22 protein-coding genes are annotated in these 25,597 nt (G+C 54.3%); 14 read left to right on the top strand and 8 right to left on the bottom strand.

Features of this window, described 5'->3' with window-relative positions; genetic code table 11:
* Window positions 1–89 precede the first annotated feature (89 nt).
* The gene (hemL, locus tag LOC22_RS14815; protein WP_015572714.1) at window positions 90–1,370 is read right to left on the bottom strand and encodes a glutamate-1-semialdehyde 2,1-aminomutase; all 1,281 of its coding nucleotides are present in this window, start codon (window positions 1,368–1,370) and stop codon (window positions 90–92) included.
* A gap of 177 nt (window positions 1,371–1,547) precedes the next feature.
* Here hemL and clcA point away from each other — a divergent pair, with 177 nt between their 5' ends.
* Both clcA and erpA read left to right on the top strand, forming a co-directional pair.
* Entirely contained in the window at window positions 1,548–2,948 is a 1,401-nt protein-coding gene (gene clcA / locus LOC22_RS14820; RefSeq protein WP_017383743.1) for a H(+)/Cl(-) exchange transporter ClcA, read from the top strand.
* Between the two features lie 85 nt (window positions 2,949–3,033).
* A complete protein-coding gene (gene erpA, locus LOC22_RS14825) occupies window positions 3,034–3,378 on the top strand; it encodes an iron-sulfur cluster insertion protein ErpA (protein ID WP_003856230.1) in 345 nt (114 codons plus the stop codon).
* 58 nt (window positions 3,379–3,436) lie between these two features.
* Here the strand turns inward: erpA and LOC22_RS14830 are convergent, their stop codons facing one another.
* Genes LOC22_RS14830 through mtnN form a run of 3 tightly spaced genes read right to left on the bottom strand, consistent with a single transcriptional unit; the run spans window position 3,437 to window position 5,584 of the window.
* The gene (locus tag LOC22_RS14830; RefSeq protein ID WP_003856227.1) at window positions 3,437–4,060 is read right to left on the bottom strand and encodes a TRIC cation channel family protein; all 624 of its coding nucleotides are present in this window, start codon (window positions 4,058–4,060) and stop codon (window positions 3,437–3,439) included.
* A gap of 23 nt (window positions 4,061–4,083) precedes the next feature.
* A complete protein-coding gene (gene btuF / locus LOC22_RS14835) occupies window positions 4,084–4,893 on the bottom strand; it encodes a vitamin B12 ABC transporter substrate-binding protein BtuF (RefSeq protein WP_017383741.1) in 810 nt (269 codons plus the stop codon).
* Complete coding sequence (gene mtnN / locus LOC22_RS14840; protein WP_003856223.1) at window positions 4,886–5,584, bottom strand: 5'-methylthioadenosine/S-adenosylhomocysteine nucleosidase; 699 nt, start codon at window positions 5,582–5,584, stop codon at window positions 4,886–4,888. The genes btuF and mtnN overlap by 8 nt, the downstream gene beginning before the upstream one ends.
* Before the next feature lie 82 nt (window positions 5,585–5,666).
* Between mtnN and dgt the strand changes: the two genes are divergently transcribed.
* The 3 genes from dgt (at window position 5,667) to LOC22_RS14855 (ending at window position 10,051) form a co-directional block, all read left to right on the top strand.
* Window positions 5,667–7,181: a dGTPase gene (dgt, locus tag LOC22_RS14845; RefSeq protein ID WP_040117234.1), complete on the top strand. Its 1,515-nt coding sequence runs from the start codon at window positions 5,667–5,669 to the stop codon at window positions 7,179–7,181.
* Between the two features lie 132 nt (window positions 7,182–7,313).
* Entirely contained in the window at window positions 7,314–8,747 is a 1,434-nt protein-coding gene (gene degP, locus LOC22_RS14850; RefSeq protein WP_015572718.1) for a serine endoprotease DegP, read from the top strand.
* A gap of 146 nt (window positions 8,748–8,893) precedes the next feature.
* Window positions 8,894–10,051 (top strand): CdaR family transcriptional regulator, encoded by a 1,158-nt coding sequence (locus LOC22_RS14855; protein WP_003856217.1) that lies wholly within the window; start codon window positions 8,894–8,896, stop codon window positions 10,049–10,051.
* A gap of 89 nt (window positions 10,052–10,140) precedes the next feature.
* Here LOC22_RS14855 and LOC22_RS14860 read toward each other — a convergent pair whose 3' ends face one another.
* The 4 genes from LOC22_RS14860 to map form a co-directional block, all read right to left on the bottom strand.
* Window positions 10,141–10,530, bottom strand: a complete 390-nt coding sequence (locus LOC22_RS14860) for a DUF3461 family protein (RefSeq protein ID WP_015572719.1) — start codon at window positions 10,528–10,530, stop codon at window positions 10,141–10,143.
* Window positions 10,531–10,641: 111 nt separating this feature from the next.
* Window positions 10,642–11,466 (bottom strand): 2,3,4,5-tetrahydropyridine-2,6-dicarboxylate N-succinyltransferase, encoded by an 825-nt coding sequence (gene dapD, locus LOC22_RS14865; protein WP_003856214.1) that lies wholly within the window; start codon window positions 11,464–11,466, stop codon window positions 10,642–10,644.
* Between the two features lie 32 nt (window positions 11,467–11,498).
* The gene (gene glnD, locus LOC22_RS14870) at window positions 11,499–14,174 is read right to left on the bottom strand and encodes a bifunctional uridylyltransferase/uridylyl-removing protein GlnD (protein WP_032666890.1); all 2,676 of its coding nucleotides are present in this window, start codon (window positions 14,172–14,174) and stop codon (window positions 11,499–11,501) included.
* Between the two features lie 62 nt (window positions 14,175–14,236).
* Window positions 14,237–15,031 (bottom strand): type I methionyl aminopeptidase, encoded by a 795-nt coding sequence (gene map, locus LOC22_RS14875; protein ID WP_003856208.1) that lies wholly within the window; start codon window positions 15,029–15,031, stop codon window positions 14,237–14,239.
* Window positions 15,032–15,352: 321 nt separating this feature from the next.
* Between map and rpsB the strand changes: the two genes are divergently transcribed.
* The 9 genes from rpsB to bamA all read left to right on the top strand — a co-directional run bounded on the left by rpsB (window position 15,353) and on the right by bamA (window position 25,566).
* A complete protein-coding gene (gene rpsB / locus LOC22_RS14880) occupies window positions 15,353–16,078 on the top strand; it encodes a 30S ribosomal protein S2 (RefSeq protein ID WP_003856207.1) in 726 nt (241 codons plus the stop codon).
* Between the two features lie 117 nt (window positions 16,079–16,195).
* The gene (gene tsf / locus LOC22_RS14885; RefSeq protein WP_015572722.1) at window positions 16,196–17,047 is read left to right on the top strand and encodes a translation elongation factor Ts; all 852 of its coding nucleotides are present in this window, start codon (window positions 16,196–16,198) and stop codon (window positions 17,045–17,047) included.
* 149 nt (window positions 17,048–17,196) lie between these two features.
* Entirely contained in the window at window positions 17,197–17,922 is a 726-nt protein-coding gene (pyrH, locus tag LOC22_RS14890; protein WP_002889306.1) for a UMP kinase, read from the top strand.
* Window positions 17,923–18,089: 167 nt separating this feature from the next.
* Complete coding sequence (gene frr, locus LOC22_RS14895; protein WP_017383739.1) at window positions 18,090–18,647, top strand: ribosome recycling factor; 558 nt, start codon at window positions 18,090–18,092, stop codon at window positions 18,645–18,647.
* A 92-nt stretch (window positions 18,648–18,739) separates the two neighbouring features.
* Window positions 18,740–19,939: a 1-deoxy-D-xylulose-5-phosphate reductoisomerase gene (ispC, locus tag LOC22_RS14900; RefSeq protein ID WP_015572723.1), complete on the top strand. Its 1,200-nt coding sequence runs from the start codon at window positions 18,740–18,742 to the stop codon at window positions 19,937–19,939.
* A 185-nt stretch (window positions 19,940–20,124) separates the two neighbouring features.
* On the top strand, window positions 20,125–20,883 hold the full coding sequence (gene ispU, locus LOC22_RS14905; protein ID WP_230239004.1) for a (2E,6E)-farnesyl-diphosphate-specific ditrans,polycis-undecaprenyl-diphosphate synthase: 759 nt from the start codon (window positions 20,125–20,127) through the stop codon (window positions 20,881–20,883).
* A 12-nt stretch (window positions 20,884–20,895) separates the two neighbouring features.
* Window positions 20,896–21,753: a phosphatidate cytidylyltransferase gene (gene cdsA, locus LOC22_RS14910; protein ID WP_003856175.1), complete on the top strand. Its 858-nt coding sequence runs from the start codon at window positions 20,896–20,898 to the stop codon at window positions 21,751–21,753.
* 11 nt (window positions 21,754–21,764) lie between these two features.
* A complete protein-coding gene (gene rseP / locus LOC22_RS14915; protein ID WP_023303108.1) occupies window positions 21,765–23,117 on the top strand; it encodes a sigma E protease regulator RseP in 1,353 nt (450 codons plus the stop codon).
* A gap of 31 nt (window positions 23,118–23,148) precedes the next feature.
* Window positions 23,149–25,566 carry an outer membrane protein assembly factor BamA gene (gene bamA, locus LOC22_RS14920; RefSeq protein WP_003856172.1) on the top strand — a complete coding sequence of 806 codons (2,418 nt, stop codon included), beginning with the start codon at window positions 23,149–23,151 and terminating at the stop codon, window positions 25,564–25,566.
* Window positions 25,567–25,597: the final 31 nt, after the last annotated feature.

Below are 25,597 nucleotides of genomic sequence, written 5' to 3' on the forward strand. Positions count from 1 at the left end.
GATTGCCGTTTTCGTGTTTGCTCCCTCTCCCAAGGGAAGATGGAGAACATCGTAGGCCGGGTAAGCGTTAGCGCCACCCGGCAATGCCCTTAGAGCTTCGCAAACACCTTACGCGCTGCGTCGATGGTGTTATTGATATCTTCTTCGCTGTGTGCCACGGACATAAAGCCCGCTTCAAACGCTGACGGGGCCAGATACACGCCTTCTTCCAGCATCAGGTGGAAGAAGCGTTTGAAGCGTTCCACGTCGCATTTCACCACGTCCTGATAGCAGGTCACGGTTTTCGCATCGGTGAAGAAAATCCCGAACATCCCGCCGACGTGGTTTACCACCAGCGGAATACCCGCGTCTTCTGCGGCTTCCAGCAGGCCGTTTGCCAGCTGCGTCGTCCGGTCCGTCAGGGTTTCGTGGATACCCGGCTGCGCCACTTCGGTCAAACAGGCAAAGCCCGCCGCCATCGCAATCGGGTTACCGGAGAGCGTACCCGCCTGGTAAACAGGACCGGTTGGCGCCAGCGCGTCCATCACGTCCTTACGGCCGCCAAACGCGCCGACAGGCATGCCGCCGCCAATGATTTTGCCGAGGCAGGTCAGATCCGGCTCTACGCCGTAGTATGACTGTGCTCCCGCCAGCGCGACGCGGAAACCGGTCATCACTTCGTCGATGATCAGCAACGCGCCGAACTCATCGCACAGTGCGCGCAGGCCCGGCAGGAAATCCGGCTGCGGTGGAATACAGTTCATGTTGCCCGCCACCGGTTCAACGATGATGCAGGCGATCTCCTGCGGATACTGCTCGAACGCGGCGCGAACGGTGTTCAGATCGTTATAGGTGCAGGTCAGCGTGTGTTTCGCGAAATCAGCCGGCACCCCCGGGGAGTTCGGTTGACCGAGCGTCAGCGCGCCGGAACCGGCTTTTACCAGCAGGCAGTCGGCGTGGCCGTGATAACAACCTTCGAACTTGATGATCTTGTCACGACCGGTAAAACCGCGCGCCAGACGAATAGCGCTCATGGTCGCTTCGGTACCGGAGTTCACCATACGCACCATGTCCATCGTTGGCACCAGCTCGGTGACCAGCTCCGCCATTTTGACTTCCATCTCGGTTGGCGCGCCGAAGCTCAGGCCGCGCTGAGCGGCTTCAATCACCGCGTTGCGGATCGCCGGGTGGTTGTGCCCCAGTACCATCGGGCCCCAGGAGCCGACGTAATCGACATAGGCTTTACCATCCACATCATACAGATATGCCCCATCCGCACGTTCGATAAACAGCGGGGTGCCACCCACGCCGGTAAAGGCGCGCACGGGTGAGTTCACGCCGCCTGGGATTAGCTCGCGGGCTGCGCTGTAGAGGTTTTCAGACTTGCTCATGGCGTCGTTCCTGGTTCGTAGAAATAAGTTAAGGCAACTATTCTAAGTGATTCGGAAGAGGTTATAAAATTTTTGCCCCTCAGAAGGCTTAACAATTGTTAAGTATTTTTCAGGGGACGAGGGGATTGTCTCTGGTAGAATCCCTGCGGCCTTTTGTATGACGAAACAGAACAGGTAATGAACGAGAACACACCTTCTTTTGAACAACAACAGTTTACGCGCGCGAAGCACCGGGTCAGTATCCGGCGGCTGCTCAACCGTGACAAAACCCCGTTAGCCATTCTGCTGGCAGCCGCCGTGGTCGGTACGCTGGCCGGGCTGGTGGGAGTCGCATTCGAGAAAGCGGTCAACGCGGTGCTCAACTGGCGCATAGGTACCGTCGCCAGCTTTGCCGATCGGGAATGGCTGGTCTGGGTGTGGGCCTTTGGCCTTTCGGCGCTGTTTGCCATGGTGGGGTATTTTCTGGTGCGTAAATTCGCACCTGAAGCAGGTGGCTCGGGGATCCCTGAAATTGAGGGGGCGCTGGAGGAACTACGCCCGGTTCGCTGGTGGCGGGTGCTTCCTGTGAAATTTATCGGCGGGATGGGAACCCTCGGGGCGGGCATGGTGCTCGGTCGGGAAGGGCCAACGGTACAGCTGGGCGGTAACGTCGGGCGCATGGTCGGCGATCTGTTCCGTATGCGCAGCGCCGAAGCACGACATACACTGCTGGCGACGGGGGCCGCAGCGGGGCTGTCTGCGGCGTTTAACGCGCCGCTGGCGGGTATCCTGTTTATCATTGAAGAGATGCGCGCCCAGTTCCGCTACAACCTGATCTCCATTAAAGCGGTGTTTACCGGCGTGATTATGTCGAGCATTGTCTTTCGCGTCTTTAACGGCGAAGGAGCGGTGATTGAAGTTGGCAAGCTGACCAATGCGCCGGTCAATACTTTATGGCTGTATCTGGTTCTTGGGATGATTTTTGGCGTCGTCGGCCCGCTTTTTAACACCCTGATTTTACGGGCGCAGGATATGTTTCAGCGCATCCATGGCGGAAATACCACGAAATGGGTGCTGGTGGGAGGCCTGCTTGGCGGCGTGTGCGGGATCCTCGGTTTCATCGAACCGAATGCGGCGGGCGGCGGTTTCGGCCTGATTCCCATTGCCGCGGCGGGGAATTTCAGCGTAGGCCTGCTGCTGTTTATGTTTATTTCTCGCGTCATCACTACGGTATTGTGCTTCTCCTCCGGCGCACCGGGCGGCATTTTCGCTCCGATGCTGGCACTGGGAACGCTGCTGGGTACGGCGTTCGGGATGGCGGCGGCGGCAGGTTTCCCGGCCTACCATCTGGATGCGGGGACGTTTGCGGTTGCGGGAATGGGGGCGCTGCTGGCGGCCTCCCTGCGCGCGCCGCTGACCGGGATCGTACTGGTGCTGGAAATGACCGACAATTACCAGCTCATTTTGCCAATGATCATTACCTGTCTCGGCGCGACACTATTAGCCCAATTCCTGGGTGGAAAACCGCTATACTCCACCATTCTTGCCCGTACCCTGGCGAAACAGGAAGCTGAACAGGCCCTGAAGCAGAATACTTGAATGAATTACCAGGGTATTAGATAATGACAAAAAGAATTGGGTGATTTTTGCCCAATAGCAGTCGCAGTATTCATGGGAGCATAAGATGAGTGATGACGTAGCGTTGCCGCTGGAATTTACCGAAGCAGCAGCGAAAAAAGTGAAAACCCTGATTGCCGACGAGGACAATCCGGATCTGAAACTGCGTGTTTATATTACCGGCGGCGGCTGTAGTGGCTTCCAGTATGGTTTTACCTTTGACGATCAGGTTAACGATGGTGATATGACTATCGAGAAACAGGGCGTCGCGCTGGTGGTTGACCCGATGAGCCTGCAATATCTGGTGGGCGGTTCAGTGGACTACACTGAAGGTCTGGAAGGTTCGCGCTTTGTGGTGACTAACCCGAATGCGACCAGCACCTGCGGGTGTGGTTCTTCGTTCAGTATTTAAGCCTGAACGCAGATTGTAGGCCCGGTAAGCGAAGCGCTACCGGGCTTATAAACGACGCCTATCTTGAATTTTCATCCAGCGCAAACGTCGGCAGCTTCAGGTGCCAGCGTATCGCCGCTAAACGGATCACCAGCGTGACCACCATCCCCAGCATCGCCGCATTCTCCAGCGGGACAGCAAAGGTGTAATACGCCGTGGCGTGAACAATCCCCCCGATGATACAGGCCGTCGCGTAGATTTCCGTTCGCAGGATCATCGGGACTTCTCGCGCCAGTATGTCGCGAATAATCCCTCCGCCCACGCCGGTTAACACGCCCATACAGATCGCCACCAGCGGGCCAGTCCCGGCAATAAAGGCTTTATTCACGCCTATTCCCACAAAGACCGCCAGACCGACGGCATCCAGCACCGGCAATATCCATTTTGGCAGTCTGCGAGGCTGACGAACCAGCACGATGGTTAACAGGCAGGTGACCATCGCCACCACCAGATCCGTGGGATCTTTTACCCAAAATACCGGGCCATTTGCCAGCGCCATATCGCGGATCGTTCCGCCTCCCACCGCCGTAACAACGCCGAGTACCAGTACGCCAAAAGGGTCCATGCGCAGTTTTCCGGCAAGCAAAACGCCGGAGATAGCAAAAACGGCTGTGCCAAGAATATCCAGCCAATACACGAGCATCGTTAAATCCTCGAAGGGGGTATTTATCTGTTTGAGTGACTCTCTGCCAGTTCGGCGCAGAGTTGTTTTGCGGCGAGGATAATACGCGGGCTGGCGCGTTCAAACCAGTCGCTGTTGAGTGCGATGACCGGAATTTTAAGCTGCCGATGCCAGAATTGTTCTATTTTAGGAATCTCGCTCGCATTTCCGACCACCACAATGGCCTGCGGTTGTCGCGCAAGAACCTGCTCACGACTGACCTGGGGCCAGGGAACCCGGCTTTCGGCAAAGATATTTTCACCTCCACAGGTTTCAAGCACCTGGTTCTGGATCGAGCCTTTCCCGGTAGTGAACAGCGGCTGGCTGCCAAATTGCAGAAAAACGCGTTGTTTCGGTTGCGTGCCGTATCGGGCTTTTAGCGCGGCATAGTCGTTGAGCATCTGCTGTGCAGCCTGCCCGGCGCGTTGGGGGGTAGGGCTGAAAGGCGCGAGGTCACGGAGGGTTTGCGCCACCTGTTCGATGCTCACCGCGTCCACCCATTTCACCGTTATTCCCAGCGAAGAGAGCTGGTTCACCTGCCGTTCGGCATTACCGCCGCGCCAGGCGAGGACCAGATCGGGCTTTAGCGCCACGATGCGTTCCAGGTTCATTCCCTGCCAGGTGGCAACCTGTTCGATATGGGCGGCCTGCGGTGGATAATCGGAAAAGCTGCTCACCGCAACGGGCGTGATCCCGGCGGCAAACGCCAGTTCCGTATTGGCAGGAGAGAGAGTGATCACCCGCGGCGCGGCGATGAGCCAGGCCGGAGCGAGCAGAAGCAGGGCGACCAGCGCCCTGAATGACACCTTACCCACGCGCCAGTTTCTGCACCAGGGTTTCCACCATCACGGTGGACTGTTTCGCCGCAACGGCCAGGAATTCGTCGAAGCTGATGTGGGACTGCTGGTCCGCCACGTCAGAGATAGCGCGAACGACCACGAACGGCACGCTGAAGTTATGGCATACGTGCGCGATGGCCGTGGCTTCCATCTCAACGGCCACAGCCTGCGGGAAGTTATGACGGATTTTCGCCAGACCGACAGAGCCGTTGATAAAGGCATCGCCGCTGACGATCAGGCCACGCACCGCATTGAGGTTCAGCTCGTTAATGCAGCTTTCAGCGGCGGCAATCAGCTTATCATCCGCTTTAAACCCGGCCGGGCAGCCCGGAAGCTGACCATATTCGTAGCCGAATGCGGTGACATCTGCATCGTGGTAACGCGCTTCGTCGGAAACCACGATATCGCCCACTTTCAGCGTCGGCGCCAGACCGCCCGCAGAACCCGTATTAATGATAACGTCAGGCTTGCAGCGCTCAAGCAGCAGGGTCGCGCCCAGTGCCGCTGCAACTTTACCGATGCCTGATTTCAGCAGAGCCACGTCAACACCGTTCAGCTGGCCGGTGTAGATCTCACAGCCACCGAGGGAGAGGGTCTGACGGTTCTCAATTTTGTCACGCAGCAGCGTAACTTCTTCTTCCATTGCACCAATAATGCCGATTTTCATAGATTTACTCGCGATGTGCCTTGTTAAGATGCATAGTCTATCATGCGGTTAAGGGGAAACGCATTCTCACGCGGGGGAGCACATGGCACCAATCGATTTTCGCACCAAAATTAACTGGCACCGACGTTTCCGTTCGCCACAGGGCGATAAGAGCGAACATGAGATCCTGCGCATTTTCGAAAGCGATCGCGGACGCATCATCAACTCGCCCGCCATCCGTCGGTTACAGCAAAAAACCCAGGTGTTCCCGCTGGAGCGTAACGCCGCGGTGCGTACGCGGTTAACGCACTCCATGGAAGTGCAGCAGGTGGGGCGCTACATTGCGAAAGAGATCCTCAGCCGTCTCAAAGAGCAACGTCTGCTGGAAACCTACGGACTGGATGAACTGACCGGGCCGTTCGAAAGCATCGTTGAGATGGCCTGCCTGATGCACGATATCGGCAATCCTCCCTTTGGTCATTTCGGCGAGGCCGCCATCAATGACTGGTTTAAACAGCGGCTTTTTCCCTCTGACGCCATAAGCCAGCCGCTCAGCGATGACCGCTGTGTGGTACGCGATTTATGCCTGCGTGAAGGCGAAGATAGCCTGAACGATCTGCGCCGTAAGGTGCGCCAGGATCTGTGTCATTTCGAAGGTAACGCGCAGGGGATCCGTCTGGTGCACTCCCTGATGCGGATGAATCTGACCTGGGCCCAGGTGGGCTGTATTCTTAAATACACGCGTCCCGCATGGTGGACCGGAGAAACGCCCGCCACGCATAGCTACCTGATGAAAAAACCGGGCTATTACTTATCGGAAGAAGCATACATCGCGCGGTTGCGTAAAGAACTGTCTCTGACCCCTAATGGCCGTTTTCCATTGACATGGATTATGGAAGCGGCTGATGACATTTCTTATTGCGTGGCCGATCTGGAAGACGCGGTGGAAAAAAGAATATTCAGCGTCGAGGAGCTGTATCAGCATCTTCATGATGCCTGGGGAGAGCATGAAAAAGGTTCTCTGTTTGCGCAGGTCGTTGAGAATGCCTGGGATAAATCGCGTTCAAATTCGCTGAGCCGCAGTACCGAAGATCAGTTCTTTATGTATTTGCGGGTGAACACGCTGAATAAACTGGTGCCGTATGCGGCCGCCCGTTTCATTGATAATTTGCCGATGATATTTAGCGGGGAATTTAATCACGCCCTGCTGGAAGATGAGAGCAGTTTTAGTCAGCTTCTTGAATTATATAAAAACGTGGCTGTTCGCCATGTTTTCAGCCACCCGGATGTCGAACAGCTGGAGCTGCAAGGATACCGGGTTATCAGCGGGTTGCTGGAGATTTATGGCCCGCTGCTCCAGCTGACGGTCGATGAGTTCAGTGAGCTGGTCGAAAATGAACGTGTTCGCCGCCTGCCGATTGAATCTCGTCTCTATCAGAAGCTTTCAACCCGCCACCGGCTGGCATACATTGAAGCCGTCAGTAAAATAGATCGCCATTCTTCCCAATGGCCAGTCATGGAATATTATTATCGCTGTCGTCTTATCCAGGACTATATCAGCGGGATGACAGATTTGTATGCCTGGGATGAATACCGCAAGCTTATGGCCGTTGAATAAGCCATGAGTTTTGTAAAGACGACCAATAAATTTTTACTTTTTCCATAAACTTAATCCCGGAACTAAGCGGTATAAAACGAATCTGAGTTACACAGCAATTTTGCGTTATCTGGTAAATCGAGATTGAGAAACATGAAAAAAACCACATTAGCAATGAGTGCACTGGCTCTGAGTTTAGGTTTAGCGCTGTCCCCTCTGGCGATGGCGGCCGAGACAGCTTCCTCGGCAGCGACTGCGCAGCAGATGCCAAGCCTGGCCCCGATGCTCGAAAAAGTGATGCCATCGGTGGTGAGTATTAACGTTGAGGGCAGCACGACCGTCAATACGCCGCGTATGCCGCGTAATTTCCAGCAGTTCTTCGGCGATAATTCGCCATTCTGCCAGGACGGCTCGCCATTCCAGAGTTCTCCGTTCTGTCAGGGCGGCGGCGCAGGGGATGACGGTCAGGGCGGCGGCCAGCAGCAGAAATTCATGGCACTCGGCTCGGGCGTTATTATTGATGCAGCGAAAGGCTACGTGGTGACCAATAACCACGTGGTAGATAATGCTAACACCATTAAGGTGCAGATGAGCGATGGCCGTAAATTCGATGCCAAAGTGGTTGGTAAAGACCCGCGCTCCGATATCGCGCTGATTCAAATCCAGGATCCGAAGAACCTGACGGCGATTAAGCTTGCCGACTCTGACGCGCTGCGCGTGGGTGACTACACCGTCGCCATCGGTAACCCATTTGGTCTGGGCGAAACAGTGACCTCGGGTATCGTCTCTGCGCTGGGACGTAGCGGCCTGAATGCGGAAAACTATGAAAACTTCATTCAGACGGATGCGGCCATTAACCGTGGTAACTCCGGCGGTGCGCTGGTTAACCTGAACGGTGAGCTGATCGGTATCAACACCGCTATCCTGGCACCGGACGGTGGCAACATCGGTATCGGCTTTGCTATCCCGAGCAACATGGTGAAAAACCTGACTGCGCAGATGGTGCAATATGGACAGGTGAAACGCGGTGAGCTGGGTATCATGGGTACCGAACTGAACTCCGAGCTGGCGAAAGCGATGAAAGTGGACGCTCAGCGCGGCGCATTCGTAAGCCAGGTCATGCCGAACTCTTCGGCGGCGAAAGCCGGCATTAAAGCGGGTGACGTGATCACCTCTCTGAACGGTAAGCCGATCAGCAGCTTTGCCGCCCTGCGTGCGGAAGTTGGTTCTATGCCAATCGGCAGTAAAGTGACCCTCGGCCTGCTGCGTGAAGGTAAGCCGGTTAACGTGAGCCTGGAACTGCAACAGAGCAGTCAGAATCAGGTCGATTCCAGCACCATCTTCAGCGGTATTGAAGGTGCCGAGATGAGCAACAAAGGGGCAGATAAAGGCGTGGTGGTGAACAACGTGAAAGCGAACTCACCTGCTGCCCGTATCGGCCTGAAAAAAGGTGATGTGATCATGGGCGCTAACCAGCAGCCGGTGAAAAACATCGCTGAACTGCGCAAAATTCTCGACAGCAAGCCTTCTGTGCTGGCACTGAATATTCAGCGTGGTGATACCTCTATTTATCTCCTGATGCAATAATCTTCTTAAGCCCCTGTTCGCAGGGGCTTTCTCTTTTCTGTGACCTTTCCCACAACTCCATACATCTCTCTCTGCCTTTGGGCATCTGCACAATGCAGCCTTAGCTGAACTTCCCTATGCTTGAGCTCTGCTCACGGGAGGGTTATATGGCTGGCTGGCATCTTGATACCAAAATGGCGCAGGATATCGTGGCGCGAACCATGCGCATCATTGATACCAATATCAACGTAATGGATGCCCGCGGGCGCATTATCGGCAGCGGCGATCGTGAGCGTATTGGGGAATTGCACGAAGGGGCGTTGCTGGTGCTCTCTCAGGGGCGCGTGGTCGACATCGATGACGCCGTGGCGAAACATCTGCACGGGGTCCGTCAGGGGATCAACCTGCCGCTGCGTCTGGAAGGAGAGATTGTTGGCGTTATCGGTCTGACCGGCGACCCTGAATCGCTGCGTAAATACGGTGAGCTGGTCTGCATGACGGCGGAGATGATGCTGGAGCAGTCGCGTCTGATGCACCTGCTCGCCCAGGACAGCCGCTTGCGTGAAGAGCTGGTGATGAATTTGATTCAGGCGGAGGAGCACACGCCTGCCCTGAGCGAATGGGCGCAGCGTCTGGGTATCGACCTGAATCAGCCGCGCGTAGTCGCCGTTATTGAGGTGGATAGCGGCCAGCTTGGTGTGGACAGCGCCATGGTGGAGCTACAGCAGCTGCAAAACATGCTGGCGACGCCGGAGCGTAACAACCTGGTGGCGATTGTCTCTTTGACGGAAATGGTGGTGCTCAAGCCTGCGCTTAATCAGTTTGGTCGCTGGGACGCGGAAGATCATCGTCGCCGCGTTGAGCTGCTCATCGAGCGCATGAAGGAGAACGGACAGCTCCGTTTTCGCGTCGCGCTGGGAAATTACTTTACCGGGCCGGGAAGTATTGCCCGTTCATGGCGAACGGCGCGCACCACCATGATGGTAGGGAAACAGCGCATGCCGGAGAGCCGCAGTTATTTCTATCAGGATCTGATGCTGCCGGTCCTGCTCGACAGCCTGCGCGGTGGCTGGCAGGCCAACGAGCTGGCGCGTCCGCTTGTGCGTCTGAAAGCGATGGACAACAACGGGCTGCTGCGCCGCACGTTGCAGGCATGGTTCCGGCATAACGTGCAGCCGCTGGCAACGTCAAAAGCGCTGTTTATTCACCGTAATACGCTGGAGTATCGGCTAAACCGGATCTCGGAACTGACGGGGCTGGATTTAGGGAATTTTGACGACCGGCTATTGCTGTATGTGGCGTTGCAGCTGGATGAACAGAGATGATGCTGTTTGCCGGGTGGCGGCTTCGCCTTACCCGGCCTACATGCGTTCATAGGCCCGGTAAGCGAAGCGCCACCGGGCAATAAAACGGCTCATTTGTTACGCGTCAATTTCTCAAGATCCGCTTCAATCTCGCTGATCTTATTGGTGACTACGCTTTCCAGGTGACGCAGGTCGTCAAGGATCTTACGTTTCAGATCGACTTCGCTGCGATCGCGCTGGCAGATTTGATCGAGTTCGTCGATCACGTAGCGCAGGTTAGGGCTGATTTCCTGTACTTCTTTATATCCCTGACCGATACCGTCAGCGACAACGGTCTTACGCTGGCGAGGGTATTTAAACTTCACGCTTTTGGCGAAGAACTCTCCTTTGTCCTTGTGAAAATAGATTTTCAAAATATCGTTATTGGCTTCCTGGCGGAGACTATAACGATCAATTTCATCAGGATTGGTAATGCCCAGACTTTTCAGATTATCGTACATAGCGGTACCCTTGATCTCAACATAACCTATGAATAATTAACGAAAAAATCTATTTTCGCCACCTTCGGATATAAAAAAAGCGGGGTTGCCCCCGCTTTTTGTTATACCCGATTAATCGATGGTGCGCAGCAGTTCATTGATGCCCACTTTACCGCGCGTTTTCGCGTCCACTTTTTTCACGATGACCGCGCAATACAGGCTGTATTTGCCATCTTTAGACGGCAGGTTGCCGGAAACCACAACGGAACCAGCTGGAACGCGGCCGTAGTGAATTTCACCGGTTTCGCGATCGTAAATACGGGTGCTCTGGCCAATATAAACGCCCATGGAGATCACAGAACCTTCTTCGACGATCACGCCTTCAACCACTTCGGAACGTGCGCCGATGAAGCAGTTGTCTTCGATGATGGTTGGGTTAGCCTGAAGTGGCTCAAGAACGCCACCGATGCCCACACCGCCGGACAGGTGAACGTTTTTACCGATCTGCGCGCAGGAGCCGACGGTAGCCCAGGTGTCCACCATGGTGCCTTCGTCAACGTAGGCGCCGATGTTCACGTAGGATGGCATCAGCACGGTGTTGCGTGCGATGAAGGCACCCTGACGAACGGCCGCCGGTGGTACTACGCGGAAGCCCTCTTTCTGGAAGCGCGCTTCGTCGTAATCCGCAAATTTCATTGGCACTTTATCGAAGTAGCGGCTTTCTGCTCCGTCGATAACCTGGTTATCGTTGATGCGGAAAGAGAGCAGCACAGCTTTCTTCAGCCATTGATGAGTAACCCACTGACCGTCGATTTTTTCTGCCACGCGCAGCGCGCCGGAATCCAGCAGGGAAATAACCTGGTTTACCGCTTCACGGGTCACGGTATCCACATTTGCCGGAGTGATGTCGGCGCGACGCTCAAAAGCGGACTCAATAACGTTCTGTAACTGCTGCATTGTTTACTCTTTCCATTTCACTAAAAAACACGTCACCCTTTATCGTTTGGATTGAGGGCTGCTGTCAACCGTTGTTGCACTTCAAGTTGCAGGTCATTATTAAGGGCACGCCGGTCGGCCGTCGCGATTATAAATAAATCTTCTACTCGTTCGCCAATGGTTGTAATTCGGGCGCCGTGAAGCGAAATTCCCAGATCGGCAAAAACCTGACCGACGCGGGCTAGCAGCCCTGGCTGGTCGAGCGCAATCAGCTCAAGGAACGATTTACGGTCGGTATGGGTCGGCAGGAAATTGACCTCGGTATCGACGGTAAAGTGGCGCAGTTTTGCCGCCTGACGACGCGGCTGCGGAGGTTGCCAGCTGCGCTGCGTAATCGCCTGCTCGAGGCCAAAGCGTATCCCCTCATGCCTGTCCGACGACAGCGGGCTGCCGTCCGGCTCCAGCACAATAAAGGTGTCCATCGCCATGCCGTCGCGGGTGGTAAAAATCTGCGCGTCGTGCACGCTCAGGTTACGCCTGTCCAGCTCGGCACAGACCGCTGCAAACAAATAAGGCCGGTCCGGACTCCAGATGAAAATTTCCGTCCCGCCGCGCGTGGCCTGCGGGCTGAGCAGAATCATCGGTTTTGTCAGGTCGTGCTTCAGCAGATGCCGGGCGTGCCAGGCAAGCTGGTTTGGGCTGTGGCGCACAAAGTAGTTGGCGCGACAGCGCGCCCAAATCTGATGCAGCGCCTCTTCGTTGATGTTATCCATGCGCAGCAGAGCCAGCGCCTGCAACTGATGGTGGCGCACACGCTCACGCATGTCGGGGGTGTTCTGCATCCCGCGACGCAGCTGTTTTTCGGTGGCGAAGTAGAGTTCGCGCAGCAGGCTCTGCTTCCAGCTGTTCCACAGGGTTTCGTTGGTGGCGCAGATATCGGCTACCGTCAGGCAGACCAGGTAGCGCAGGCGGTTCTCCGTTTGCACTTCCTCGGCGAACTGCTTGATCACTTCCGGATCCTGAATATCACGACGCTGAGCGGTAACTGACATCAGCAGATGATGGCGAACCAGCCAGGCGATAAGCTGCGTTTCACGCGAGTTCAGGCCGTGCAGCTCGGCAAATTTCAGCACGTCCTGGGCACCGAGCACGGAGTGGTCGCCGCCGCGACCTTTGGCGATATCATGGAACAGGGCGGCGATCAGGATCAGCTCCGGGTGCGCCAGACGTGGCCACAGATCAACGCACAGCGGATGGCGGGATCGCGTCTCTTCTTTAGCGAAGCTTTCCAGCTTCAGCATGACGCGGATCGTGTGCTCATCTACCGTATAGGCGTGAAACAGGTCGAACTGCATCTGCCCGACAATATGCGACCACTGGGGCATATAGGCCCACAATACGCTGTGACGGTGCATCGGCAGCAGACCGCGGCTGACGGCGCCCGGATGACGAAGCATGCTCAGGAACAGCGAGCGCGCCTCCGGGATGTAACACAGCGGCTGCTTCAGATGGCGTCGTGCATGGCGCAGATGACGCAGGGTGGTGGAGTAGATCCCGGTGATCGTGCTGTTGCGCACCATGGTGTAGAACATTCGCAGGATCGCTTCCGGTTCGCGGATGAACAGCGTTTCGTCGCGCAGATCGATAAGCGTGCCGCGCAGCTGAAATTCGTCATCAATCGGACGCGGTTTTTCGTCTGCCGTCAGCGCGAGGATCGCCTCATCGAACAGCTGTAACAGCATCTGGTTTAGCTCAGAGACGCGGCGGGTGACGCGGAAGAAATCCTTCATCATTTGCTCGACCGGCTCGTTGCCCTCGCCCTGGTAATTCAGGCGCTGCGCCACGCTGAGCTGTCGGTCAAACAGCAGGCGGTTATCGTAGCGGGTGACTTCCAGGTGCAGGGCAAAACGGATGCGCCACAGCAGATGCAGACACTCATTGAGTTCGTTACGTTCGGCTTCGGTCAGAAAACCAAACCCGACCATTTCGTCCAGCGATGTTGCCCCAAAATGTCGACGGGCGACCCATTGCAGCGTGTGGATATCGCGCAGGCCACCGGGGCTGCTTTTAATATCCGGTTCGAGATTATAGCTGGTACCGTGATAGCGCTGGTGGCGCTGGTTTTGTTCTTCGACTTTCGCGGCGAAGAATTTTTCCGAAGGCCAGAAGCCGTCGCTAAAGATGTGCTTTTGCAGTTCGAGGAACAGCGCAACGTCGCCAATCAGCAGGCGGGTTTCAATCAGGTTGGTGGCGACGGTCAGGTCAGATAACCCTTCCAGCAGACACTCTTCCAGCGTGCGTACGCTGTGGCCCACTTCCAGCTTTACGTCCCAGAGCAGGGTCAACAGTTCACCGATTTTCTGCGCCCGATCGTCCGGCAGTTTTTTACGGCTTAAGATCAGCAGGTCGATATCAGAGAGTGGATGCAGTTCACCCCGGCCATAGCCGCCGACCGCAACCAGCGCGACGTCGCTCACCTGTCCGAAACCGTAGTCGATCCACAGACGTTGCAGGAGCTGGTCGATAAATTCGGTGCGCGCTTCAATGAGCTGCTCGGCCGAAACGCCTGCGTCAAATGCGTTACCCAGCCAGCGATGGAAAACCTCCATGTGGGCTTTGATATGCGCGCAGGTCAGCTCATGCGGTGGCCAGACGCCCGGGTTATCAGGCTGGTCGGGGAGGGTGGGAAGTGCTGTGTTAGCATACTGTTCGGGTAAGAGATTACTCATCGTGCGCCACCCATAAGAAAAAGCTATCGCCATTAAAAAAGCCGGCATTCGCCGGCTTCTTATCACTCAATGTTCGTCAGTATCGCCGGGATGGTGTCATCCTTGCGCAACGTCATAATTTCGCAGCCGTTGTCTGTAACCACAATAGTATGCTCGTACTGGGCAGACAAGCTTCTGTCTTTGGTTTTTACCGTCCAGCCATCTTTCATGGTACGGATGCGGTAATCACCCGCGTTGACCATTGGTTCGATAGTGAAGGTCATGCCCTTTTGCAGCACTACGCCGCCGTCGTCTGCATCGTAGTGCAGAACCTGCGGTTCTTCATGGAACACACGACCAATACCGTGACCGCAATATTCACGCACCACAGAGAAACCTTCCGCTTCCACAAATTTCTGGATTGCGGCGCCGATGGTGCGCAGGCGGATGCCCGGCTTCACCATTTTCAGCGCAAGGTAGAGGCTCTCTTGCGTCACTTTGCACAGACGCTCGCCCAGAATCGTTGGCTTGCCAACGATGAACATCTTAGAGGTGTCGCCGTGGTAGTCGTCTTTGATGACGGTCACATCGATGTTGACGATGTCGCCATCTTTCAGCAGCTTCTCGTCATCCGGAATGCCGTGGCACACTACTTCATTAATAGAGATGCAGACGGATTTCGGGAAACCGTGATAGCCAAGGCAGGCGGAGACCGCATGCTGCTCGTTGACGATATAGTCGTTACAGATGCGATCCAGTTCGCCAGTGCTGACGCCCGGTTTCACAAACGGCTCGATCATTTCCAGCACGTCCGCGGCCAGACGACCGGCGACGCGCATCTTTTCAATTTCTTCAGGTGTCTTAATAGAGATAGCCATGTAATCTGTCCATCGGTGTCGATTTTTTCGACAATACTAGTGTAAGTGTTGTCAATGGTATCAGTCAGGCGCACCCCGTGCCAAATTGAGAATCATTAACAGCACACTCCGCCAACAATTATTGGTTTCTGGCCGTGTTTTGTGATATAAAGCGCGCCGGACTTCCGATCCATCTCAGATACACAGGCTGGACGGGAGCGACAAATCTCACTTTGTGTAACAACACACACGTATCGGCACATATTCCGGGGTGCCCTTCGGGGTCGGTAATATGGGATACGTGGAGGCATAACCCCAACTTTCAATATAGAGGTTTTAAACATGGCAACTGTTTCCATGCGCGACATGCTCAAGGCTGGTGTTCACTTCGGTCACCAGACCCGTTACTGGAACCCGAAAATGAAGCCTTTCATCTTCGGCGCACGTAACAAAGTTCACATCATCAACCTTGAGAAGACTGTACCAATGTTCAACGAAGCCCTGGCTGAGCTGAACAAGATCTCTTCCCGTAAAGGTAAGATTCTGTTCGTTGGTACTAAGCGCGCTGCAAGCGAAGCTGTGAAAGATGCTGCTAACAGCTGCGACCAGTTCTTCGTGAACCATCGCTGGTTGGGCGGCATGCTGACCAACTGGAAAACTGTTCGTCAGTCCATCAAGCGCCTGAAAGATCTGGAAACCCAGTCTCAGGACGGTACTTTCGATAAGCTGACTAAGAAAGAAGCGCTGATGCGTACTCGTGAACTGGACAAGCTGGAAAACAGCCTGGGCGGTATCAAAGATATGGGCGGCCTGCCAGACGCGCTGTTCGTAATCGATGCAGACCACGAGCACATCGCAATCAAAGAAGCTAACAACCTGGGTATCCCGGTATTCGCTATCGTTGATACCAACTCCGATCCGGACGGTGTTGACTTCGTTATCCCGGGTAACGACGACGCAATCCGTGCTGTTAGCCTGTACCTGAGCGCTGTAGCTGCTACCGTTCGTGAAGGCCGTTCCCAGGATCTGGCTTCTCAGGCGGAAGAAAGCTTCGTAGAAGCTGAATAATAAGGTTTTACCCCTTATTAGTACCGTGTATGAATAGGGGCCCATTATCGGCCCCTTTTTTCAATTTATACTGTTTGGCTCCCGGCCGGGCAGTTCACATCTCCCGAGGATTTAAGAATGGCTGAAATTACCGCATCCCTGGTAAAAGAGCTGCGTGAGCGTACTGGCGCAGGCATGATGGATTGCAAAAAAGCGCTGACCGAAGCGAACGGCGACATCGAGCTGGCAATCGAAAACATGCGTAAATCCGGTGCGATCAAAGCAGCTAAGAAAGCAGGCAACGTTGCTGCTGACGGCGTGATCATCACCAAAATCGACGGCAACTACGGCATCATTCTGGAAGTTAACTGCCAGACTGACTTCGTTGCTAAAGATGCTGGTTTCCAGGCATTTGCTAACAAAGTTCTGGACGCAGCGGTTGCAGGCAAAATCACTGACGTTGAAGTTCTGAAAGCACAGTTCGAAGAAGAGCGTGTAGCGCTGGTTGCTAAAATCGGTGAGAACATCAACATCCGTCGCGTTTCTTCCCTGGAAGGCGATGTTCTGGGCTCTTACCAGCACGGCGCGCGTATCGGTGTTCTGGTTGCGGCTAAAGGCGCTGACGAAGAGCTGGTTAAACAGCTGGCAATGCACATCGCTGCAAGCAAACCAGAATTCGTTAAGCCAGAAGACGTGTCTGCTGAAGTGGTAGAGAAAGAGTACCAGGTTCAGCTGGACATCGCGATGCAGTCTGGTAAGCCAAAAGAAATCGCAGAGAAAATGGTTGAAGGCCGCATGAAGAAATTCACCGGCGAAGTTTCTCTGACTGGCCAGCCTTTCGTAATGGATCCAAGCAAGTCTGTTGCTCAGCTGCTGAAAGAGCACAACGCTGATGTAACTGGCTTCATCCGCTTCGAAGTGGGCGAAGGCATCGAGAAAGTTGAGACTGACTTCGCAGCAGAAGTTGCTGCAATGTCCAAGCAGTCTTAATGATTGAAAAGGAGCCGCCTGAGGGCGGCTTCTTTTTGTCACCCGTCTCACGAAATCAGACAGGCTCCAGTATCGCTGTGCTGATTTGCGACATATCATGTCGCCAGAATTAACCCCATCTTAATCGTTGACAGTCTCAGGAAAGAAACATGGCTACCAATGCAAAACCCGTGTACAAACGCATTCTGCTTAAGCTGAGTGGCGAAGCGCTGCAAGGATCGGAAGGCTTCGGTATTGACGCAAGCATCCTTGATCGCATGGCACAGGAAATCAAAGAACTGGTCGAACTGGGTATTCAGGTTGGCGTGGTCATTGGCGGTGGCAACCTTTTCCGTGGTGCTGGTCTGGCGAAAGCGGGGATGAACCGCGTAGTGGGCGACCACATGGGTATGCTGGCAACCGTGATGAATGGCCTGGCGATGCGTGATGCGCTTCATCGCGCCTATGTGAACGCTCGCCTGATGTCCGCTATTCCTTTGAATGGCGTATGCGATAACTACAGCTGGGCAGAGGCCATCAGCCTGCTGCGCAACAACCGCGTGGTGATCCTCTCCGCCGGTACGGGTAACCCGTTCTTTACCACCGATTCCGCAGCCTGCCTGCGCGGTATCGAAATCGAAGCCGATGTGGTGCTGAAAGCGACCAAAGTAGATGGCGTGTTTACTGCCGACCCGGCAAAAGATCCTTCAGCGACCATGTACGATCAGCTGACCTACAGCGAAGTGCTGGAAAAAGAGCTGAAAGTGATGGATCTTGCCGCCTTTACGCTGGCTCGTGACCACAAACTACCGATCCGTGTCTTCAACATGAACAAGCCTGGCGCGCTGCGTCGCGTTGTTATGGGCGAAAAAGAAGGCACTTTGATCACGGAATAATTTCCGTCGGCGATAAATACAGGTAAGATTCCGCTTTATTTCGACGTGGTATCTTACCCGGGCGCGCCTTTGGCGTTGTCATGAATTAAACGCGACTATACTTAGCACACCTGTAGCGCTGTGCTGGCGGATAGTCTGCCTGAGACAAGTTTTCAAGGATCCGTAACGTGATTAACGACATCAGAAAAGATGCTGAAGTACGCATGGAAAAATGCGTAGAAGCGTTCAAAAACCAAATCAGCAAAATCCGTACTGGCCGTGCTTCCCCAAGCCTGCTGGATGGCATCATCGTAGAATATTACGGTACGCCAACGCCTCTGCGTCAGCTGGCGAGCGTGACGGTAGAAGATACCCGTACCCTGAAAATCAACGTGTTCGACCGCTCAATGAGCCCGGCCGTTGAAAAAGCGATCATGGCATCCGACCTGGGTCTGAACCCAAGCTCAGCCGGCGCGGATATTCGCGTTCCACTGCCTCCGCTGACGGAAGAGCGTCGTAAAGACCTGATCAAAGTAGTTCGTGGTGAAGCTGAGCAGGGTCGTGTTTCCGTACGTAACGTGCGTCGCGATGCGAACGATAAAGTGAAAGCCCTGCTGAAAGAAAAAGAGATCAGCGAAGACGACGATCGTCGTTCTCAGGACGACATTCAGAAAATGACCGACGCGGCCATCAAGAAAATTGATGCGGCGCTGGCAGAAAAAGAAGCGGAACTGATGCAGTTCTGATTTTCGCTGTACACTGATAAACGCCGTTCAGAAGGACATTGAGTCTTGCTGGCGGCGTTTTGCTTTTATCTGGTCTAACTTTTGGGCATCTCATGAAGCATCTCACTCTCCTCGGCTCGACCGGCTCTATCGGTTGCAGCACTCTCGACGTTGTACGTCATAATCCTGACAGCTACACCGTGGCCGCGCTTGTGGCCGGAAAAAACGTGCAGCGAATGGTCGAACAGTGCCTGGAGTTTACCCCCCGTTTTGCGGTGATGGATGACGAAGAGAGCGCCCGCCAGGTGAAAGCGCTGTTGCAGGAGAAGGGCTGCCGTACCGAGGTACTCAGCGGGCAACAGGCGGCGTGCGATATGGCCGCGCTTGATGAAGTTGATCAGGTCATGGCGGCAATCGTCGGGGCGGCGGGTCTTCTGCCGACGCTTGCCGCTATTGATGCGGGTAAAGATGTCCTGCTTGCGAACAAAGAGTCGCTGGTCACCTGCGGACGCCTCTTTATGGAGGCGGTAAAACAGCGTGGGGCGCGTCTTTTGCCGGTCGATAGCGAACACAACGCGATTTTTCAGAGTTTGCCTCAACCTTTTCAACAAAACCTGGGGTACGCTGACCTGGAGCAGAATGGCGTTGTGTCGATTCTGCTTACCGGGTCTGGTGGCCCGTTCCGTGAAACGCCACTGTCTGAATTGAGCGCAATGACGCCGGATCAGGCGTGTCGTCATCCGAACTGGTCAATGGGGCGTAAGATCTCCGTCGATTCGGCCACCATGATGAACAAAGGTCTGGAATACATTGAAGCTCGCTGGCTGTTCAATGCGTCGGCGAAACAGATGGAAGTGCTGATCCACCCGCAGTCGGTGATTCACTCGATGGTGCGCTATCAGGACGGCAGCGTGCTGGCCCAGCTGGGCGAACCGGATATGCGTACGCCTATTGCTCATACGATGGCGTGGCCAAACCGCGTAAAATCGGGCGTTAAGCCTCTCGATTTTTGTAAGCTGAGTTCACTGACGTTTAGCGAGCCTGATTACGACCGTTATCCCTGTCTGAAACTGGCGATGACGGCCTTCGATCAGGGGCAGGCGGCGACAACGGCGCTTAATGCAGCCAATGAAGTGACCGTTGAAGCATTCCTGAATCAGCAGATCCGCTTTACTGACATCGCCGCGTTGAATTTATCCGTGCTGGAGATAATGGATTTGCGTGAGCCGCAGAGCGTGGAAGAGGTGCTGGCCGTGGATGAACAGGCACGCATTGTTGCGCGTAAACAGGTGACACGTCTCGCAAGCTGGTGATAAAGCAAGCACTAGTCGTCGTGCTATTTGTTAGCGTTGGGCTTCAGTGATATAGTCTGCGCCACCTGATCGCAGGTATTTGGCTTTAAGTGGTCAGGTAAGCCGTGGTTTGACACGGCTTTTTTATGTATAGGCTTCAGTATTCCTGTGTACCGTTAAATCCTTTCAGGGACTAAAAACGCGTTATGTTGTCTGCGAATCAACCAATAAGCGAAAACTTGCCAGCACATGGCTGTCGCCATGTTGCAATCATCATGGATGGCAATGGCCGCTGGGCGAAAAGACAAGGGAAGATACGAGCCTTTGGGCATAAAGCTGGGGCGAAATCTGTTCGCCGCGCCGTCTCTTTTGCCGCCAACAACGGCATTGATGCGTTAACGCTCTATGCTTTTAGCAGTGAGAACTGGAATCGACCTGCGCAGGAAGTGACTGCGTTGATGGAACTGTTCGTGTGGGCGCTCGATAGTGAAGTAAAAAGCCTGCACCGCCACAACGTCCGCTTGCGTATTATTGGCGAAACCAGTCGCTTTAACTCACGTTTGCAGGAACGGATTCGCAAAGCAGAAGCGCTGACGGATAATAATACCGGCCTGACGCTCAATATCGCGGCGAATTACGGCGGACGCTGGGATATTATCCAGGGGGTTCGGCATTTGGCTGAGCAGGTTCAGGAAGGGCTGTTAAGACCCGACCAGATTGATGAAGAGGCGCTGAGTCAGCAAATCTGCATGAATGAACTGGCACCCGTGGATTTGGTTATAAGGACAGGGGGGGAACATCGCATAAGTAACTTTTTGCTGTGGCAAATTGCCTACGCCGAACTTTACTTTACGGATGTTCTTTGGCCAGATTTTGATGAACAAGACTTTGAAGGTGCGCTGCATGCCTTTGCCAATCGAGAGCGTCGTTTCGGCGGCACCGAGCCTGGTGGCGATAACGCCTGATGGGGGTAGCTTTTGCTGAAGTATCGCCTGATTTCCGCTTTTGTATTAATACCCGTCGTCATCGCAGCGCTGTTTTTACTGCCTCCGGTGGGATTCGCTATTGTTACGCTGGTGGTGTGTATGCTCGCCGCGTGGGAATGGGGGCAGCTTAGCGGCTTTACCTCGCGCACTCAGCGGGTATGGCTGGCGGTACTCTGTGGTTTTTTACTGGCCCTGATGCTGTATACCTTGCCTGAATATCATCATGATGTTCACCAGCCGCTGGTTGCCGGATCCTTATGGATATCGCTGGCCTGGTGGATTGCTGCGCTTGTTTTAGTGCTTTTCTATCCGGGCTCTGCGGCGATCTGGCGTAACTCTAAAGTGTTGCGCCTTATTTTTGGTCTGCTCACGATTGTTCCGTTTTTCTGGGGGATGGTTGCGTTGCGCGCCTGGCACTATGACGAAAACCACTACAGCGGCGCGATATGGCTGCTTTATGTGATGATTCTCGTCTGGGGGGCTGACTCCGGGGCCTATATGTTTGGTAAACTGTTCGGCAAACATAAACTGGCGCCAAAGGTTTCTCCGGGCAAAACCTGGCAAGGCTTCATCGGCGGCCTGTTTACGGCAGCGATTATCTCCTGGGGCTATGGCGTCTGGGCGAATCTTGAGGTTGCCCCCTCCACGCTGCTGGTATGTTCGATTTTCGCGGCGCTGGCATCGGTGCTGGGTGATTTAACCGAGAGTATGTTTAAGCGTGAAGCAGGGATTAAGGACAGTGGTCACCTGATTCCAGGACATGGCGGAATACTGGATCGCATTGACAGCCTTACCGCGGCTGTTCCCGTATTTGCTTGCCTGCTTTTACTGGTGTTTGGGACGATATAACGGAAGGTTTTATGCTGAGCATTCTCTGGAATCTGGCGGCGTTCATTGTTGCACTGGGTGTACTGATTACCGTGCATGAATTTGGCCATTTCTGGGTTGCCCGGCGCTGTGGTGTGCGGGTGGAGCGATTCTCGATTGGCTTTGGCAAATCGCTCTGGAAGCGCACCGATAAGCATGGCACCGAGTTTGTCATTGCTCTGATTCCCCTGGGCGGCTATGTCAAAATGCTCGACGAACGCGTTGAGCCTGTCGCCCCGGAACTTCGCCATAGCGCGTTTAACAATAAAACTGTTGGACAACGTGCTGCCATCATCGCTGCCGGCCCGGTAGCCAATTTCATCTTCGCTATCTTCGCTTACTGGCTGGTGTTTATCATCGGCGTGCCTGGCGTGCGCCCGGTCGTGGGCGAAATCACTACGGGTTCTATTGCGGCAACGGCGCAAATTACACCGGGAATGGAACTTAAAGCGATTGATGGTATCGAAACCCCTGATTGGGATGCCGTGAGGTTACAACTGGTTGCCAAAATTGGTGATGAGCAGACAACCGTCAGCGTATCGCCATTTGGTTCCGACCAGCGGCAGGAAAAAGTGCTGGATTTACGCCACTGGCGCTTTGAGCCAGACAAAGAGGACCCTGTCGCCGCACTCGGGATTCGACCGCGCGGCGCGCAGATCGAGCCGGTATTAGCCGAAGTACAGGCCAAATCGGCAGCGAGTAAAGCAGGTTTACAAGCGGGTGACAGGATCGTTAAAGTCGATGGTCAGCCATTAACACAATGGATGACCTTTGTTACTCTGGTGCGCGATAATCCAGGCAAGCCGCTCGCGCTGGAAGTGGAAAGGCAGGGGAGTTCGCTCTCACTGACTCTCACCCCGGATACCAAATCGGGCGGCGGTAAGGCGGAAGGGTTTGCAGGCGTTGTGCCGAAAGTGATCCCACTGCCAGATGAGTACAAGACAATACGCCAGTATGGGCCGTTTAGCGCCATCGTTGAGGCCACGGATAAAACATGGCAGCTGATGAAGCTTACGGTCAACATGTTGGGGAAATTGATAACCGGTGATGTGAAACTGAACAACCTCAGTGGGCCAATTTCGATTGCTCAGGGGGCTGGGATGTCAGCGGAGTTCGGGGTGATTTACTATCTCATGTTCCTTGCGCTGATTAGCGTGAACCTGGGGATAATCAACCTGTTCCCGCTTCCCGTATTAGATGGGGGCCATCTGCTGTTTTTAGCGATTGAAAAGCTAAAAGGCGGACCGGTATCCGAGCGAGTTCAAGACTTTAGTTATCGCATTGGCTCGATTTTGCTGGTGCTGTTAATGGGGCTTGCACTTTTCAATGATTTCTCTCGGTTGTAAGAGAGTTAGTTAGGAAGAACGCATAATAACGATGGCGATGAAAAAGTTGCTCATAGCGTCGCTGCTGTTTAGCAGCGCGACCGTATACGGTGCTGACGGGTTCGTAGTGAAAGATATTCATTTCGAAGGCCTTCAGCGTGTCGCCGTTGGTGCGGCCCTCCTCAGTATGCCTGTGCGCCCCGGCGATACGGTTAATGATGAAGATATCAGTAACACCATCCGTGCTCTGTTTGCCACTGGCAACTTTGAGGATGTCCGCGTCCTGCGCGATGGTGATACGCTGGTGGTTCAGGTAAAAGAACGTCCAACGATTGCCAGCATCACTTTCTCCGGTAACAAATCGGTGAAAGACGACATGCTCAAGCAGAACCTTGAGGCATCGGGTGTTCGTGTGGGGGAATCTCTGGACCGCACAACCCTTGCAGACATTGAAAAAGGTCTGGAAGATTTCTACTACAGCGTCGGTAAATACAGCGCGAGCGTTAAAGCGGTTGTTACACCGCTGCCACGTAACCGTGTTGACCTGAAACTGGTCTTCCAGGAAGGTGTTTCTGCGAAGATCCAGCAGATCAACATCGTGGGTAACCACGCGTTCAGCACCGACGAACTGATCTCCAACTTCCAGCTGCGTGACGAAGTGCCGTGGTGGAACGTGGTGGGCGATCGTAAATACCAGAAACAGAAACTGGCGGGTGACCTTGAAACCCTGCGCAGCTACTATCTGGATCGCGGTTACGCCCGTTTCAACATCGATTCAACTCAGGTGAGTCTGACTCCGGACAAGAAAGGTATCTACATTACCGTTAACATCACAGAAGGCGATAAGTACACGCTTTCGGGTGTTGAAGTCAGCGGCAACCTGGCAGGACATTCAGCTGAAATTGAATCTCTGACCAAAATTCAGCCGGGCGATCTGTACAGCGGATCTAAAGTCACCAAAATGGAAGACAGCATTAAGAAGCTGCTCGGCCGTTATGGTTATGCGTATCCGCGTGTGCAAACGCAGCCGGAAATTAACGACACGGATAAAACCGTTAAGCTGCACGTTAACGTTGATGCGGGCAACCGCTTCTACGTGCGTAAGATCCGCTTCGAAGGTAACGATACCTCTAAAGACTCCGTTCTGCGTCGTGAAATGCGCCAGATGGAAGGGGCATGGCTGGGAAGCGATCTGGTAGATCAGGGTAAAGAGCGTCTGAACCGTCTGGGCTACTTCGAAACGGTCGATACCGATACTCAGCGTGTACCAGGTCGTCCGGATCAGGTTGATGTTGTTTATAAAGTTAAAGAACGTAATACCGGTAGCTTCAACTTCGGTATTGGTTACGGTACTGAAAGTGGCGTGAGCTTCCAGGTCGGTGTTCAGCAGGATAACTGGCTGGGTACGGGCTACTCTGTCGGTATCAACGGGACGAAAAACGACTACCAGACCTACTCTGAGTTCTCCGTTACCAACCCATACTTCACCGTTGACGGTGTAAGCCTGGGCGGTCGTATCTTCTATAACGACTTTAAAGCGGACGATGCGGACCTCTCCTCGTATACCAACAAGAGTTACGGTCTGGATGGTACGCTTGGCTTCCCGGTTAACGAATACAACACCTTGCGCGCAGGTTTAGGGTACGTGCATAACGACCTGTCCAACATGCAACCGCAGGTGGCGATGTGGCGTTACCTGGACTCCATCGGTCAGTCGGCGAGTACGTCCAGCGATGACAACGGTTTCGCCGCGGATGACTTCACCTTTAACTACGGTTGGACCTACAACCGTCTTGACCGTGGCTACTTCCCGACGGAAGGTTCACGCGTCAACCTGAACGGTAAAGTGACTATCCCGGGCTCGGATAACGAGTTCTACAAGGTCACGCTGGATACAGCGTCCTACTTCCCAATTGATGAAGATCACAAGTGGGTTGTTCTGGGTCGTACCCGTTGGGGTTATGGTGACGGTATTGGAAGCAAAGAACTGCCGTTCTATGAAAACTTCTACGCCGGTGGTTCAAGCACCGTGCGTGGCTTCCAGTCCAATAACATTGGTCCGAAAGCGGTTTATTACGGCGGTAATGACGAAGATAACTGCGCAAGCCGTGATCCTAAGCAAGTATGTAGCTCTGATGACGCAGTAGGTGGTAACGCTATGGCCGTGGCGAGCCTCGAGTTCATCACGCCTACGCCGTTTATCAGTGATAAGTATGCGAACTCCGTGCGTACCTCCTTCTTTATGGATGCAGGTACGGTGTGGGACACCAACTGGGAGAACACCGCCCAGATGCGTGCGGCGGGGGTTCCGGACTACAGCGATCCGAGCAACATTCGCATGTCCGCAGGTATCGCATTACAATGGATGTCACCGCTGGGGCCGTTGGTCTTCTCTTACGCCCAGCCGTTTAAGAAATACGATGGAGACAAAGCGGAGCAGTTCCAGTTTAACATTGGTAAAACCTGGTAATAATCCGCTGCAATGGAATGCGTTGGCAGTG

It is taken from the genome of Enterobacter sp. AN-K1 (assembly GCF_020971765.1).
GTDB classification, from domain to species: domain Bacteria; phylum Pseudomonadota; class Gammaproteobacteria; order Enterobacterales; family Enterobacteriaceae; genus Enterobacter; species Enterobacter hormaechei_C.

Excerpts from the sequence above, each read along its gene's own strand:
- hemL (WP_015572714.1), bottom strand. The coding sequence starts at position 1,370 with ATGAGCAAGTCTGAAAACCTCTACAGCGCAGCCCGCGAGCTAATCCCA.
- clcA (WP_017383743.1), top strand. The coding sequence starts at position 1,548 with ATGAACGAGAACACACCTTCTTTTGAACAACAACAGTTTACGCGCGCG.
- erpA (WP_003856230.1), top strand. The coding sequence starts at position 3,034 with ATGAGTGATGACGTAGCGTTGCCGCTGGAATTTACCGAAGCAGCAGCG.
- LOC22_RS14830 (WP_003856227.1), bottom strand. The coding sequence starts at position 4,060 with ATGCTCGTGTATTGGCTGGATATTCTTGGCACAGCCGTTTTTGCTATC.
- mtnN (WP_003856223.1), bottom strand. The coding sequence starts at position 5,584 with ATGAAAATCGGCATTATTGGTGCAATGGAAGAAGAAGTTACGCTGCTG.
- dgt (WP_040117234.1), top strand. The coding sequence starts at position 5,667 with ATGGCACCAATCGATTTTCGCACCAAAATTAACTGGCACCGACGTTTC.
- degP (WP_015572718.1), top strand. The coding sequence starts at position 7,314 with ATGAAAAAAACCACATTAGCAATGAGTGCACTGGCTCTGAGTTTAGGT.
- LOC22_RS14855 (WP_003856217.1), top strand. The coding sequence starts at position 8,894 with ATGGCTGGCTGGCATCTTGATACCAAAATGGCGCAGGATATCGTGGCG.
- LOC22_RS14860 (WP_015572719.1), bottom strand. The coding sequence starts at position 10,530 with ATGTACGATAATCTGAAAAGTCTGGGCATTACCAATCCTGATGAAATT.
- dapD (WP_003856214.1), bottom strand. The coding sequence starts at position 11,466 with ATGCAGCAGTTACAGAACGTTATTGAGTCCGCTTTTGAGCGTCGCGCC.
- glnD (WP_032666890.1), bottom strand. The coding sequence starts at position 14,174 with ATGAGTAATCTCTTACCCGAACAGTATGCTAACACAGCACTTCCCACC.
- map (WP_003856208.1), bottom strand. The coding sequence starts at position 15,031 with ATGGCTATCTCTATTAAGACACCTGAAGAAATTGAAAAGATGCGCGTC.
- rpsB (WP_003856207.1), top strand. The coding sequence starts at position 15,353 with ATGGCAACTGTTTCCATGCGCGACATGCTCAAGGCTGGTGTTCACTTC.
- tsf (WP_015572722.1), top strand. The coding sequence starts at position 16,196 with ATGGCTGAAATTACCGCATCCCTGGTAAAAGAGCTGCGTGAGCGTACT.
- pyrH (WP_002889306.1), top strand. The coding sequence starts at position 17,197 with ATGGCTACCAATGCAAAACCCGTGTACAAACGCATTCTGCTTAAGCTG.
- ispC (WP_015572723.1), top strand. The coding sequence starts at position 18,740 with ATGAAGCATCTCACTCTCCTCGGCTCGACCGGCTCTATCGGTTGCAGC.
- ispU (WP_230239004.1), top strand. The coding sequence starts at position 20,125 with ATGTTGTCTGCGAATCAACCAATAAGCGAAAACTTGCCAGCACATGGC.
- rseP (WP_023303108.1), top strand. The coding sequence starts at position 21,765 with ATGCTGAGCATTCTCTGGAATCTGGCGGCGTTCATTGTTGCACTGGGT.
- bamA (WP_003856172.1), top strand. The coding sequence starts at position 23,149 with ATGGCGATGAAAAAGTTGCTCATAGCGTCGCTGCTGTTTAGCAGCGCG.